The 12,643-nt window shown below is 40.2% G+C and carries 15 protein-coding genes; 6 read left to right on the plus strand and 9 right to left on the minus strand.

Annotation, left to right across the window (positions count from 1 at the left end; translation table 11 throughout):
* Positions 1–592 precede the first annotated feature (592 nt).
* A complete protein-coding gene (gene spfP, locus ACY3ZI_RS01665; RefSeq protein ID WP_438361642.1) occupies positions 593–640 on the plus strand; it encodes a small protein SpfP in 48 nt (15 codons plus the stop codon).
* A 113-nt stretch (positions 641–753) separates the two neighbouring features.
* On the opposite strand, the gene yihA is transcribed toward spfP, so the two are convergent.
* A complete protein-coding gene (gene yihA / locus ACY3ZI_RS01670; RefSeq protein WP_132496945.1) occupies positions 754–1,374 on the minus strand; it encodes a ribosome biogenesis GTP-binding protein YihA/YsxC in 621 nt (206 codons plus the stop codon).
* Positions 1,375–1,641: 267 nt separating this feature from the next.
* Here yihA and ppiA point away from each other — a divergent pair, with 267 nt between their 5' ends.
* Complete coding sequence (ppiA, locus tag ACY3ZI_RS01675) at positions 1,642–2,214, plus strand: peptidylprolyl isomerase A (RefSeq protein ID WP_108478750.1); 573 nt, start codon at positions 1,642–1,644, stop codon at positions 2,212–2,214.
* A gap of 113 nt (positions 2,215–2,327) precedes the next feature.
* Here the strand turns inward: ppiA and ACY3ZI_RS01680 are convergent, their stop codons facing one another.
* The gene (locus ACY3ZI_RS01680) at positions 2,328–2,648 is read right to left on the minus strand and encodes a type II toxin-antitoxin system RelE family toxin (protein WP_211887231.1); all 321 of its coding nucleotides are present in this window, start codon (positions 2,646–2,648) and stop codon (positions 2,328–2,330) included.
* Entirely contained in the window at positions 2,648–2,899 is a 252-nt protein-coding gene (locus ACY3ZI_RS01685; RefSeq protein WP_211887233.1) for a type II toxin-antitoxin system Phd/YefM family antitoxin, read from the minus strand. Before ACY3ZI_RS01685 ends, ACY3ZI_RS01680 begins: the two co-directional genes overlap by 1 nt.
* Positions 2,900–3,279: 380 nt before the next feature.
* Between ACY3ZI_RS01685 and ACY3ZI_RS01690 the strand changes: the two genes are divergently transcribed.
* Together ACY3ZI_RS01690 and ACY3ZI_RS01695 are read left to right on the plus strand one after the other, a co-directional pair.
* Complete coding sequence (locus ACY3ZI_RS01690; RefSeq protein ID WP_036948669.1) at positions 3,280–3,855, plus strand: aminodeoxychorismate synthase component II; 576 nt, start codon at positions 3,280–3,282, stop codon at positions 3,853–3,855.
* Between the two features lie 131 nt (positions 3,856–3,986).
* The gene (locus tag ACY3ZI_RS01695) at positions 3,987–5,201 is read left to right on the plus strand and encodes an aspartate aminotransferase family protein (protein ID WP_487375883.1); all 1,215 of its coding nucleotides are present in this window, start codon (positions 3,987–3,989) and stop codon (positions 5,199–5,201) included.
* A 62-nt stretch (positions 5,202–5,263) separates the two neighbouring features.
* Here the strand turns inward: ACY3ZI_RS01695 and ACY3ZI_RS01700 are convergent, their stop codons facing one another.
* Both ACY3ZI_RS01700 and crp read right to left on the minus strand, forming a co-directional pair.
* Positions 5,264–6,628, minus strand: coding sequence for a hypothetical protein (locus tag ACY3ZI_RS01700; RefSeq protein WP_487375884.1), 1,365 nt, complete (start codon positions 6,626–6,628; stop codon positions 5,264–5,266).
* Between the two features lie 208 nt (positions 6,629–6,836).
* Complete coding sequence (gene crp, locus ACY3ZI_RS01705; RefSeq protein WP_006813718.1) at positions 6,837–7,469, minus strand: cAMP-activated global transcriptional regulator CRP; 633 nt, start codon at positions 7,467–7,469, stop codon at positions 6,837–6,839.
* A gap of 323 nt (positions 7,470–7,792) precedes the next feature.
* Between crp and ACY3ZI_RS01710 the strand changes: the two genes are divergently transcribed.
* A complete protein-coding gene (locus ACY3ZI_RS01710) occupies positions 7,793–8,197 on the plus strand; it encodes an OsmC family protein (protein ID WP_154626510.1) in 405 nt (134 codons plus the stop codon).
* A 79-nt stretch (positions 8,198–8,276) separates the two neighbouring features.
* On the opposite strand, the gene ACY3ZI_RS01715 is transcribed toward ACY3ZI_RS01710, so the two are convergent.
* The 3 genes from ACY3ZI_RS01715 to ACY3ZI_RS01725 are packed head-to-tail and all read right to left on the minus strand — an operon-like array spanning position 8,277 to position 10,390.
* Entirely contained in the window at positions 8,277–9,143 is an 867-nt protein-coding gene (locus ACY3ZI_RS01715) for a phosphoribulokinase (protein ID WP_211887238.1), read from the minus strand.
* Between the two features lie 48 nt (positions 9,144–9,191).
* Positions 9,192–9,410 (minus strand): YheU family protein, encoded by a 219-nt coding sequence (locus ACY3ZI_RS01720; protein WP_108478754.1) that lies wholly within the window; start codon positions 9,408–9,410, stop codon positions 9,192–9,194.
* Positions 9,407–10,390 carry a hydrolase gene (locus tag ACY3ZI_RS01725; RefSeq protein ID WP_108478755.1) on the minus strand — a complete coding sequence of 328 codons (984 nt, stop codon included), beginning with the start codon at positions 10,388–10,390 and terminating at the stop codon, positions 9,407–9,409. The genes ACY3ZI_RS01720 and ACY3ZI_RS01725 overlap by 4 nt, the downstream gene beginning before the upstream one ends.
* A 113-nt stretch (positions 10,391–10,503) precedes the next feature.
* Here ACY3ZI_RS01725 and ACY3ZI_RS01730 point away from each other — a divergent pair, with 113 nt between their 5' ends.
* Positions 10,504–11,109 carry a LysE family translocator gene (locus tag ACY3ZI_RS01730; protein ID WP_211887240.1) on the plus strand — a complete coding sequence of 202 codons (606 nt, stop codon included), beginning with the start codon at positions 10,504–10,506 and terminating at the stop codon, positions 11,107–11,109.
* 61 nt (positions 11,110–11,170) lie between these two features.
* On the opposite strand, the gene murP is transcribed toward ACY3ZI_RS01730, so the two are convergent.
* On the minus strand, positions 11,171–12,640 hold the full coding sequence (gene murP, locus ACY3ZI_RS01735; protein ID WP_154609887.1) for a PTS N-acetylmuramic acid transporter subunit IIBC: 1,470 nt from the start codon (positions 12,638–12,640) through the stop codon (positions 11,171–11,173).
* Positions 12,641–12,643 lie beyond the last annotated feature (3 nt).

Consider the following 12,643-nt stretch of genomic DNA (forward strand, 5'->3'; position numbering starts at 1 on the left):
CATACTTGTGTATGCTCCGAGGGATATCCTCGTTTGCCGCCTACCTACAGCCGCGAACTAAATACTCGTTATATTTCGTGTTGTGGCTGTGTTGGTTTCACTCAGCCACTTGGGTCACATACTTGTGTATGCTCCCCAAGCTGTCTTCGCTCACCGCCTTGCCACAACATGAACTATTTAGAGTATTGGTTGGGTAAGAGATAAAGAGAAAAAACTCTTAATAAAACCTAAAAGCGAATAGCAAAAGATAATGTAAGGCACCCCGAATGTTGGCGACAATGTTTGGGGTGTTTTTTTATGTTTAGGATATTTTTTATAGTGGTATTTACGCAGAAATTTGGAGGCGTTTTATTCCCTTTAAATTTCACATAATTCATGGGTAAAACACTGAATTTTAAATATATCGTTGGGATGGCGAAGGTTGTTATTATGCGACTTAGATCTCATAAATATGTAGTAAAAATACGTTTTTAACGAATTACTAGGCAATATACAGGGCTGAATCGTAGTAAGCTTTGAAAAAAAACTACAAAAAGCCTTTTTTTCGAGCGGAAAATAAAGTACATTATCAGGCGTAGGGTACAGAGGTAAGATGTTCTATCTTTCAGACCTTTTACTTCACGTAATCGGATTTAGCTGAATATTAGCTGCTCCAGTCAAGTTTTTGACGGGAGCATTTTTTTTGCGTAAATTTTTGATGCGCTAACGGCATAGACCGTTGTACGCCGCATGGGCGTACAAGGAATGAAAAGGTTATTCTGCGGCGTTACTGTACCAACTGTCGAGTTTGATACGTAATTTATCGATACCCATTTTTTTCAGTGCAGAGAAATATTCCACTTCAATATCGCCTTCCGCAGATAACGGTGCTAATGCTTGGCGAACTTCCATTAACTGTTTCTTTCTTGCGCCTGAAGCGAGCTTATCCGCTTTGGTGAGTAGAACAAGAACAGGAATGCTCATGGCGACTGACCATTCGATCATCTGCATATCGAGATCTTTTAATGGATGACGGATATCCATCAAAATCACTAACCCTTTGATACATTCTCTTTTCTGTAAATATTCACCGAGAGCTTGCTGCCATTTGCGCTTCATCTCTTCAGGTACTTCGGCATAACCGTAGCCCGGAAGGTCAACTAGGCGAATGCCCTCTTCAACTTCAAACAGGTTGATAAGCTGAGTTCTTCCCGGTGTTTTACTGGTTCGCGCTAAGCTTTTTTGCTGTGTTAATGCATTTAATGCACTGGATTTGCCCGCGTTAGATCGGCCAGCAAACGCCACCTCAATGCCCGTATCTTTTGGTAGATGACGGATATCGGGGGCACTGATGACAAATTTTGTCATGTGGTAGTTGTGGTTTTTAATTGCCATTGGTGGTTCTCCCTGAGTAGCCTCAAAAGGCTGGGGGATTATAGCGACTGAATAGCATACAAACAACAAAAGGGGGATATTTGGTGCGATATCTATTTGAGAATGACATTAAGCGAAGGCTTTTTCATTAAATTACTCTACAATTAATTTAATTCAGCGAAATTTAACTATTTGGCGTAAATATAGGTAAATCTTTAGCAATTACTCCCGCTTCGCTCTAGAATTGGGCATTAATATGTTTTTGGGTATTAACAAAAGGGATCTTGAATGTTGAAACGAATTTTTGTGCCATTATTGGCAATCTGTGCAATGAGCACAACTTCTCTTGCATTAGCCGCGGGTGAAACTTACGTCAAATTAGTCACCTCCGCAGGTAATATTGAGTTAGAACTCAATAGTAAAAAAGCCCCTGTTAGTACTGAAAACTTCCTGCAATATGTTAATGAAGGTTATTACAACGGTACAACCTTCCACCGTGTTATTCCTGGATTTATGATCCAAGGCGGCGGTTTTAATAAAGAATTGCAGCAAAAACAAACCCGTGCACCAATCGCTAATGAAGCTGATAATGGATTACGTAATTTACGTGGCACTATTTCAATGGCTCGTAGCGCAAATAAAGACAGTGCAACCAGCCAATTCTTTATTAATGTTGCTGATAATGCGTTTTTAGATCACGGCCAACGTGATTTCGGCTATGCGGTATTTGGTAAAGTTGTTAAAGGAATGGATGTTGCAGACAAAATTTCTAAAGTGAAAACAGAGAACGTAGGTCCATATCAAAATGTTCCTGTTGAACCTATTACGATTATTTCTGCGGAAGTGATTAAAAAGCCTTAATACTGTTTGCTGTAATATCGTCGAATAGAGAGGGTGATTCTTGTTAGTCATCCTCTTATCATAAAGTCTTTCTTTGCATTTTTTCTTAATTAGTAAATAAATTCAGCTATTGCTTAATCTTTTAGGCGCTTATTGAGTTCATTGTATATCTCATCGCGTCTATCTACAGCGATGACAGAAACTGTCACCTGCACATTACCAACATCATCACTTTTTACTGTGTAGGCTAAACGGTATCCGTCCTTTTTCAATTTGATTTTATAGCAATTGTATTGAAGGGACAGCCGATTACTGGGAGCTGTAAGTAGTTCATAAGACTCTGCTCTTTTACGTAGGATTTTTTTAAATTTATCTTTTATTGATGAATTAAGGGAGTCCCATTCTTTTTTAGCTAAGGGTTTAAACGTTAGTTTTACGCTAAAATTTTTTTCCATTATAAGTCATCCCAACTTACTTCTATTTCATCATCATCCATGCGTGCGATTGCTTTTTCTAATAGGAGTTGATCGCCAAGTTTTTCTACCATTAGCTCGAATAAATCGGTAGGTACGCAGTAGAAGATCGCTTTGTTGTGGCTCAAAATGGCAACAGGCTCTCCATTTGATTCATTCATTGCGGCGGAGGGATTTTTTTTAAATTCGCTAATTGATGATGTTTTTTTAGCAAGAAGCGTTTTGGTATACATAGCAACCTCTAAAATTAGCACTAAATATGGAGCTTATTTTAGAGTAAAAAAACATATTGTCCATGAAATACACAACATGAAGGGCAATCTAATTTAGTCTGGCTGCTGCTATTTTATTCCATTGTATTTAAAGCAATTATTATCAAATTTTGAATGTTGTTATATTCTTGTGAATATAATCCCATGATTTTTATATGGAAATTTTGTACTGAAAGTGGGTTACTTGACGTAAATAGGCTATTTTCCTGTCTTGGCTGTGCTATGATAGCCGCCCTTTGTGATAATTTATGGTTTTTGGGACGCGTTCTAATTGCTAACCGCCACGAATTATGCATAAACAAAAAAACTTATAATGATAAAAATCAGTCGGATAGGCTACTATGCTTTTACTTATTGATAATTACGATTCATTTACATACAACTTATACCAATATTTCTGCGAACTAGGGGCGGAAGTGCTGGTGAAACGTAATGACGAAATTACCATTGAAGAAATTGAACAATTGGCTCCAACCCATTTGGTCATTTCACCGGGTCCTTGCACGCCTGATGAGGCAGGGATTTCTCTGGAAGCGATAAAACATTTTGCCGGAAAAGTGCCCATTTTGGGGATCTGCTTAGGTCATCAAGCCATTGGGCAAGCGTTTGGTGCCTCTGTCGTGAAAGCGAGAGAAGTGATGCACGGCAAAACATCATCTATCCACCATAATCATCAAGGGGTATTTAAAGGACTGAATCGGCCTTTAACGGTCACTCGCTATCACTCTTTAGTGATTGCGGCAGAAACACTACCAGCCTCTTTTGATGTCTCCGCATGGTCACTGAATAACGGGGATATCGATGAAATTATGGGAATCCGCCATAAAACCCTGCCAATTGAAGGGGTTCAATTCCATCCTGAAAGTATTCTCAGCGAACAAGGTCATGAGTTGTTGAGTAACTTTCTCAAATATTAGTGGTTGATTTTCACGAATAGCAAAATTAATTATGCATATTTTACCCTTCCCTATTGCTCTTTATTGATTTTTTATTCATATTTGATGCTTATATTTTCACTCAAGCATTCGATAAAGAGCAGGTGAGGGGTATGTCAGAACAACACGCAGTCAATCGGCAAACTTTTGATCAGGTTATGTTACCTATTTTTTCGCCAGCTGAATTTATTCCAGTTAAAGGCGAAGGTAGTCGCGTTTGGGATCAGCAAGGTAAAGAATATATTGATTTCGCAGGTGGGATCGCGGTTTTAGCGCTGGGTCATTGCCATCCAAGTTTAGTCGCTGCTGTTCGTGAACAAAGCGAAAAACTGTGGCATGTGAGCAATGTTTTTACCAATGAACAGGCGTTAAAACTGGCTCAAAAATTAACCAAAGCAACGTTTGCAGATCGTGCATTTTTTGTGAACTCTGGTTCTGAAGCGAATGAAGCCGCATTCAAGTTAGCGCGTCGTTATGCCATCACCAAATATAGCCCATATAAAACGAAGATCATTGCATTCAAGCAAGCGTTTCACGGCAGAACATTATTTACTGTCTCAGTCGGTGGACAAGCGAAATATGCAGATGGTTTTGGTCCAAAGCCTGCGGATATTATTCATGTGCCTTTTAATGACCTTGAAGCCGTTAAAGCTGTGATTGATGAAAATACTTGTGCGGTGGTATTGGAGCCGGTTCAAGGGGAAGGTGGCGTCACCCCTGCGACATCAGAATTTTTGCAAGGAGTACGTAAGCTTTGTGATGAAAATAATGCACTGCTTATTTTTGATGAAGTGCAAAGTGGAATGGGGCGTACGGGGAAATTATTCTCTTATATGCACTATGATGTCGTTCCCGATATTTTAACTACCGCAAAAGCCCTCGGAGGCGGTTTCCCTATTAGTGCGATGATCACAACCGCGGACATTGCGAATACGATGGAAGTGGGTTCACACGGAACCACTTATGGCGGTAATCCGCTGGCGTGTGCGGTGGGTAATGCTGCTTTTGATATTATCAATACCGATGAAGTCCTTGATGGTGTTGCTAAGCGTCGTGAGTTATTTGTCGCGCATTTAAATAAGCTTAATGATCAATATGGCATTTTTGCTGAAATTCGTGGAATGGGCTTATTAATTGGCGCAGAACTAAATGGCAAGTTACTGAATCGCTCAAAAGATATTCTGCAAGCTTGCGCGGTAGAAGGGCTGATGATGCTGAATGCAGGCACGAATGTATTACGCTTTACACCATCGCTGATTATTTCTGAAGATGAAATTAATAGCGGGATGGCGAAGTTAGAAACGGCAATAAATAAATTATTGAAATAAGTTGTGTGCTAAGTTGCAGAATGGTCTCTTCTGCAACTTAGCGGTAAACAACGCACAATCGACTATTTTTCAGCTTGTATAATTGCTTTTCTTAGTTCTGATGTTCTTGTTTCTTTGATTTCAGGTCGATTAAACGAGTGCGGTATGCGATGAGTATTGGTCGTCGGAACACCTCTATGAAGTCGTTCAACATTCTCGCTGTAGTTAAAATGAGTTCGCAGATTTTTTTTTCTATGTTTATTCTTCAGTTTGACCTTTGAGTCTATTTTCGATGACTCGGATTTTTCGGAAGGCATTGTCTCTGAGCTATTTTCTTTCACTTCAGTTAAATTATCGATGGATACATTACTTTTTGAGCCATTTTTTTCTTGTGCCGGTGCGAATTTGATTATTTTAGTGTCAGCAATGATTATTTTCTTTAATAACTTTAATTCCTCTTTATTTTCATTAATTTTGTCCTGTAGATCATCTTTATCATTTTGTAATCTTTCAGTGAGCTCTTGCTGTAATTTAAGTCTATTTTTTAGTTCAGTAATGATTTTCTTATTTTCGCTTTCATTGCTATTAATCTTTAAATCACCATTATTAGGATGGAAATCGTTATCCCATTGACTCAGTGTTTCAGTGAATTCAATATGATTGATTATTGATTGAATATCTAAATTACCTTCAATTAAAAAAGGTGTAGTCATAGGGAAATTATTCAGTGTGCTTGTTAAATTTCTCTGTACTACGAATGGTAATTCATTTAATTCATAATTCCACTCAAGCTTTTCGTCGAACTCAAACCTATCGTTCTGATGATTGTCAGGAATGCTTTTAATTTTACTGTTAAGTTCGTCTGTTAAACTGGTTTTATCCAGTCTCTGTTGTGATTTATTAATTCCATTTGTGATATTTTCAATAAAATATTTGGCATTGATGGGGTTTTTTCCGAAAATTTTTGCTTCAGTTGATTTTATATCATTTAATTTTTTTATTGAGTCAATTATAACTTGGCATTGACTCTTCATAATATCTTCAAATACTACATTTTGCTTGTGGATATCGTCTATTTTAAGGCTGTCTTCGATTCTTGATTTTAAATGCGCATGAGTCTGAAGGATAGGGAATAGATTTTTCTTGTTTCCTTCTGAAAATATTTCTCTATCATATAAAGATATTTCTTCTAGAAGGTTAGATATATTCATTCGTAGTCGGTAGTTAACATCTAATAAATCATCTTTTCCATGATCATTTAATGAAATATAAAATTTCGATTGTTCACTCTCTACCGATGAGTTATTTTTAAAGTAAGAGGCGATAGTACTTATAATACTGCTAATTGAGTCAATTAAACGTGACCTGTGAGTATTCTTTTTTACATCTTGGTTTGGATCTAATACGGTTGTGCGACTAGGGGATAAAGAATTACTGGATATCGTCATGTTTATTACTCCTATTCATTATTTAATCACTATTAACTGTGTTAGTTATTATTTTATAGTGACAATAAATAGAAATAATATAAAGAAACGACACTCGTTACTGAGACGATATAAACTGAACTATAAGTAAAAAAATAGCTTTGTACGTGAAGTATAAAGCTATTTCAATATCGAAGCCTCACCAAGAAAGGTGAGGCTGACAGGTAAATTAGCGAGTGCCGTAAACAACAATCGTTTTGCCGTGTGCGGAGATTAAGTTTTGATCTTCCAGCATCTTTAAAATACGACCGACAGTCTCGCGAGAACAACCTACGATTTGACCAATTTCCTGACGAGTGATTTTGATTTGCATACCGTCTGGGTGAGTCATCGCATCAGGCTGTTTAGCTAAATTCAACAATGTTTGAGCAATACGACCAGTAACATCTAAGAATGCAAGGTTACCCACTTTTTCGGATGTGGTTTGCAAACGACTTGCCATTTGCGCAGAAAGGCGCATCAGGATATCCGGATTGACTTGAATCAGCTGACGGAATTTCTTGTAAGAAATTTCCGCGACTTCGCAAGCAACTTTCGCGCGAACCCACGCAGTACGTTCTTGCCCTTCTTCAAATAACCCAAGTTCGCCAATGAAATCTCCCTGATTGAGGTAAGAGAGAATCATTTCCTTGCCTTCTTCATCTTTGATTAAAACAGCCACTGAACCTTTAACAATGTAGTAAAGGGTTTCTGCTTTTTCACCCTGATGGATCAGAGTGCTCTTGGATGGATACTTATGAATATGGCAGTGTGACAAAAACCATTCAAGAGTAGGGTCTGTTTGTGGCTTGCCGAGAACCATTAGCGTTATCCTCTGTATGTTATTGCAACCTTTCGAAAAGTAGGGAAAGGCTGACTTTAAAGTGTCTAGCTTAGCATATTAAGTCACATTGATGCCTATTATTAATGCTGCTCTAGGCTAACGTAAATTAATATCAATTGTATAATATAATCAATTAAATCGTTGAGTTTTGATCTTAATCCTATCAACTGACCATTGTTTGTATCATATCCAATGCCGAAAGTCTTCCCTGTATCGCTTCAGCCTAATAATGCTGATATAACATTGTCTAGATATATGGAACAATGTGACGATAAATATCACTATTTTCGAGAGGAATAAAAATGGAAGCACGCGTAAAGTGGGTTGAAGGGCTCTCTTTTCTAGGTGAGTCAGCATCAGGTCATCAAATCATGATGGATGGTAATGCGGGCGACAAAGCACCGAGTCCGATGGAAATGGTTTTAATGGCAGCAGGCGGATGCAGCGCGATTGATGTGGTTTCTATTCTGCAAAAAGGTCGTCAGGATATTGTTGATTGTGAAGTGAAATTAACTTCACAACGCCGTGAAGAAGCCCCTCGTTATTTTACGGATATCAACCTGCACTTTATTGTGACGGGACGTGAATTAACGGACAAAGTGGTAGAGCGTGCGGTTCAACTTTCTGCTGAAAAATATTGTTCAGTTGCTATCATGTTAGAAAAAACGGTTAACGTGACTCATAGTTTCGAAATTAAAACGCCGTAATAATTTTCTTGATATTAAGATGCTTATCGATAATTAAGATAAGCATCTTGTTATTTATCTCTTTAATGAGAGTGTCAAACTACCCATTTCGCTGTTTCATTAGCTTTTCCACTAATGGCATCATAATAAGCTCCATTGCGAGTCCTAATTTCCCACCGGGTACTACAATGGTATTCATCGCTGAAATAAACGAGCCATTTAACATGGATAATAAATAAGGAAAATCGATCTGCTCTAATCCTCTAAAGCGAATAACGATAAAACTTTCGTCCTGTGAAGGTATTGCTTTAGCAGAAAAAGGGTTAGAGGTGTCAACGGTAGGAACTCGTTGGAAGTTAATATGAGTACGAGAAAACTGTGGCGTAATATAGTTAATATAATCCCCCATCGAACGGACAACTGAATCCATTACGGCTTCACGAGAATGCCCTCGCTCGGTGGTATCGCGGATAAGTTTTTGAATCCATTCAAGGTTAACAATCGGCACTACACCGACAAGTAAATCAACATGCTGAGCAACATCATGCTCTGGGGTGACCACGCCACCATGTAATCCTTCATAAAACAGCACATCGGTATTGGCTGGTAGCGATTCCCACGGGGTAAACGTGCCGGGTTGCAGGCCATAAGGCACCGCTTCATCGTAAGTATGTAAATATTTCCGAGACTGACCGCCACCCGTTTGGGCATAATCAATAAGGGTTTGTTCAAGTAGAGAAAAATCATTGGCTTCTGGACCGAAATAACTGATATGACGTCCTTGCTCGCGGGCTTTACGAATAGCCATATCCATTTCAGGGCGGGTATAACGATGAAAACTATCCCCCTCAAGGGTGGCAGGGCGGATATTTAATTGATGGAAAATTTTACGAAAAGCTTGGCTCGTTGAGGTCGTTCCTGCGCCACTCGAACCCGTTACTGCAATAATCGGATGCTTCTTCGACATAGTGGACTCCCTGTTTTACGCCATGACCACTATTTTTGAGAAACAGCGCTACGGGCGAAACTGGTTATTAGGCATGAAATTTACCGACTCATGTAACTCAGACCAGACTAGCACAATTTCGCCGGAAACTAACTGCCGTTTCACATCATTGACTTTGTCTTGCAAGCTTTTTTCGTGAACGCCATAATCGGTTCCTTCGCGCAAAACATAACTCTCGATAAGATTTTCGAGGGTTTCAGGTGCGAGATCTTTCCACGGAATAATCATGATTTTTGCTCATTCAAATACGCAGTTAGCCACAGAGGGATGCGAGTTTCTAACCACATTTGTGGTTTTCTAAAACTACCACCGACAAAGCCTACGTGTCCGCCATGCTCCGTCATTTGGTATTCAATATTTTCGGGTAAATGGCTTAAATCAGGCACGACTTCGGGCGCCATAAACGGGTCGTCTTTCGCGTGAATAATCAGGGTTGGCTTAGTAATTTGAGATAACTTAGGTAGCGCACTGCATTTTTGGTAATAATCAGCAGCGTCATCAAAACCATGAATACGCGCGGTGATCACATCATCGAATTCACGAATGCGTTTTAACTGTTTAAGCTGCAACAAATTAAGAGGAAGTGAACCGGGGTAGCGCACCAGTTTGCGGGTGGCGTTACGTTTCAATCCATTTAATAGGTAACGTTGATAGAGCTGAGAAATTCCTTTCTCCATTTTCATGGAGCAGGCTTCGAGCATTAATGGTGCCGAGACAACGACGCCGGCATCTAATTCAGCATTCTCACCGTTTTCAGCTAAATAACAGGCGAGCATATTACCGCCAAGGGAATAGCCTACCGCGGCGGTGGGGGCATCACCCCATGTCTGTTTTAGCCAATGTAAAAAATAGCGTGCATCACTGGTTTCACCGGAATGGTAAATACGTTTTTGGCGATTAGGTTCACCACTGCATCCTCTAAAATGCATGATCACGCCGAGCCAGCCTTGTTTTTGGGCGCTTTCTAACATCCCGTGGGCATAGGGGCTTTTAAAATTTCCTTCCAACCCATGAAAAATCACTAAACGAGGCTTTTCGCTCGCTTGTTCTGGGTTTTCACTCCAAGCAAGATCGATAAAATCACCGTCAGGCAATTCTAATCGCTGCCATGTTGGGATAATTTTCGGGGTACGGCGAAAGATCCTTGGCAATAAGGTTTGGAGGTGTGGGTTCTTTGCCCAACTCATAGGGCGGAAATTTTCTGACATGGCCTTATTTTTTATTTAGTGGAACGCTTGTGAGTGACATAACATACTGTTATTTTTCTGTGATGCAAGTAAACAAATCTAGAAACAAATTTAGGTTGAGGAACATAGTATAAATGACTCTGGGGCTAATTTTTTCGCTTTTTACGTTTTTATTCATTGCAGCAGTCACACCCGGCCCTAACAACATGTTGTTGACCTCTTGTGCAGCTAACTACGGTTTTCGTCGTAGTATCGGATTATTATTAGGAATAATGTTGGGCATGCAGTCAATTTTATATTTGTCTGCCTTCGGTGTTGCCGCGCTATTACTATTATATCCTGCAATTCATATTGTGCTGAAAATCATTGGTAGCGTTTATTTATTATGGCTAGCGTGGAAAACAGCCACTGCCAGTTACGAGCCACTCAAAACAGACAGTAAAGCCTCTAAAAGCGTTACTTGGTTTCAAGGCGGACTGTTGCAGTTCTTAAACCCGAAAGCATGGATGATGGGGCTAGGCGCAGTAGGGAGTTTTAGTCTTCCAGGCGAGTTATTTACTCAGTCCATCATTGTGATGAGCATCGCGTTTGTGATTGTGAATTTTATCGCGGGCTTGATTTGGATGGGCTTTGGTTCCTTGATCGGAGTTTTCTTACGTAGCCGCCGCGCATGGTTTATTTTTAACCTAGTGATGGGGATACTGACCGCCGCGTGTGTACCGTTAATTTGGTTGGAGTAAGTTTTTCTACGAGAAAAAAGGCACCTTAGGTGCCTTTTTGCTTTTCAATCCACACTATTTTCTAGTCCAAATCGACATTTTTACTACCAAATAGATAAGTGAAAATGAACCCGCATAGATAAGAGACTAAGACACCGCCAGCATACACTGCCATTGCAGGAAGCACGCCTTGATCTGACGTCATCAATGGAATAGCGATTAGCCCTGAAGGACCGAATACAGTATTTAACCCAACAGGTAAACCCATCCACGCGACCGCTCCGATAAAGAAACCACCAGCAGCGCCCCCTAAACAAGCGGTTACAAACGGTTTCACGCGCGGTAACGTCACCCCGTAAATTAATGGTTCACCAATGCCTAAGAAGCCGGGGAATAGGGCACCACCAATTTGACTACGGGTAACAGAGCCTTTTTTGGCTTTCACATACAGCGCTAATGCGGCGCCTACTTGACCCGCACCCGCCATCGCTAAGATTGGGAATAACGAGTTAAATCCTTGAGCTTCAACTAACGCGACATACACCGGAATAAAGCCTTGGTGGACACCGAACATTACCGCAATTAAGAACAGACCCGCTAAGACGGCTGTGCCGATAGGGTTTCCGTTTAAATGCATGAATAGCCAAGACATTCCTTCGAATAACCACACACCGATAGGCATAATGAAAACAAAGGTCGCAGCACCGACGATTAACAGCGTAATCGTTGAGGTTAGAATAATATCCAAGCTGGCTGGAATAATTTTGCGTACTTGTTTTTCAACCCAAGCACCAAAAATACAGGCAATTAGGATCCCGATAATGTTGCCTCTCGGGTCGATATACCAACCAAAGAAGTCTGTCATGCCGGAATAGAAGCCTTTAGTGGCCGCCGGGTCGTAACCTAAAATAAACAGCGCAGCGATAATGGCACCGTTAACACCGCTTCCCCCAAACGCTTTTTGGGCATTATAACCAATCAACAATCCCATAAAGGTGAATAACCCTTTACCGAATACACTCATATACGCAATTAAGCTTTTGAGATGGGCAAGTTGGGTTGAATCCGCAGGGAATAAGTTTTGGTTCGCTGATAATAATGTGAGCAATGACGCCAAGCCCATTAATAGACCTGCGCCAATAAAGCCCGGAATTAATGGCGTAAAAATAGTCGCAAATTTAGATAGAAAGCGGTGAACGGCGCTGGTTTGTTTCTTTTTCATCTGCTGTTTATTGGCAGAAGCAATCTCTTTCAGATCTTGGGTCGCGTTAGCGTCATGAGCTTCATCCGCTTCGCCATTTTCTAACATTTGCTTCATTAAATCCGCGGCTGTTTGGGCTTTTCCTGGACCCAAAACAATTTGCAGCTGGTCGTCACTTTCAATCACGCCCAGTACGCCGGGGATTTTTTTGATTTCGGTTTTATCGATAAACTGATCATCATGTAAGGTGAGCCGTAAACGCGTCATGCAGTTACCGCACTGCTTGATATTACGACCGCCCCCCACGTGTTGCAGGATCTGCTGTATCATTTCATTTGTTATTTTAGCCATACT

It is taken from the genome of Providencia sp. LY12 (genome assembly GCF_057621555.1).

What these genes read in the sequence shown, in the direction of transcription:
- ACY3ZI_RS01715 (WP_211887238.1), bottom strand. Translation starts at nt 9,143, where the DNA reads ATGTCGAAGAAGCATCCGATTATTGCAGTAACGGGTTCGAGTGGCGCA.
- ACY3ZI_RS01695 (WP_487375883.1), top strand. Translation starts at nt 3,987, where the DNA reads ATGTCAGAACAACACGCAGTCAATCGGCAAACTTTTGATCAGGTTATG.
- ACY3ZI_RS01720 (WP_108478754.1), bottom strand. Translation starts at nt 9,410, where the DNA reads ATGATTATTCCGTGGAAAGATCTCGCACCTGAAACCCTCGAAAATCTT.
- ppiA (WP_108478750.1), top strand. Translation starts at nt 1,642, where the DNA reads ATGTTGAAACGAATTTTTGTGCCATTATTGGCAATCTGTGCAATGAGC.
- crp (WP_006813718.1), bottom strand. Translation starts at nt 7,469, where the DNA reads ATGGTTCTCGGCAAGCCACAAACAGACCCTACTCTTGAATGGTTTTTG.
- murP (WP_154609887.1), bottom strand. Translation starts at nt 12,640, where the DNA reads ATGGCTAAAATAACAAATGAAATGATACAGCAGATCCTGCAACACGTG.
- ACY3ZI_RS01730 (WP_211887240.1), top strand. Translation starts at nt 10,504, where the DNA reads ATGACTCTGGGGCTAATTTTTTCGCTTTTTACGTTTTTATTCATTGCA.
- ACY3ZI_RS01690 (WP_036948669.1), top strand. Translation starts at nt 3,280, where the DNA reads ATGCTTTTACTTATTGATAATTACGATTCATTTACATACAACTTATAC.
- ACY3ZI_RS01700 (WP_487375884.1), bottom strand. Translation starts at nt 6,628, where the DNA reads ATGACGATATCCAGTAATTCTTTATCCCCTAGTCGCACAACCGTATTA.
- ACY3ZI_RS01680 (WP_211887231.1), bottom strand. Translation starts at nt 2,648, where the DNA reads ATGGAAAAAAATTTTAGCGTAAAACTAACGTTTAAACCCTTAGCTAAA.
- yihA (WP_132496945.1), bottom strand. Translation starts at nt 1,374, where the DNA reads ATGGCAATTAAAAACCACAACTACCACATGACAAAATTTGTCATCAGT.
- ACY3ZI_RS01725 (WP_108478755.1), bottom strand. Translation starts at nt 10,390, where the DNA reads ATGTCAGAAAATTTCCGCCCTATGAGTTGGGCAAAGAACCCACACCTC.
- ACY3ZI_RS01685 (WP_211887233.1), bottom strand. Translation starts at nt 2,899, where the DNA reads ATGTATACCAAAACGCTTCTTGCTAAAAAAACATCATCAATTAGCGAA.
- ACY3ZI_RS01710 (WP_154626510.1), top strand. Translation starts at nt 7,793, where the DNA reads ATGGAAGCACGCGTAAAGTGGGTTGAAGGGCTCTCTTTTCTAGGTGAG.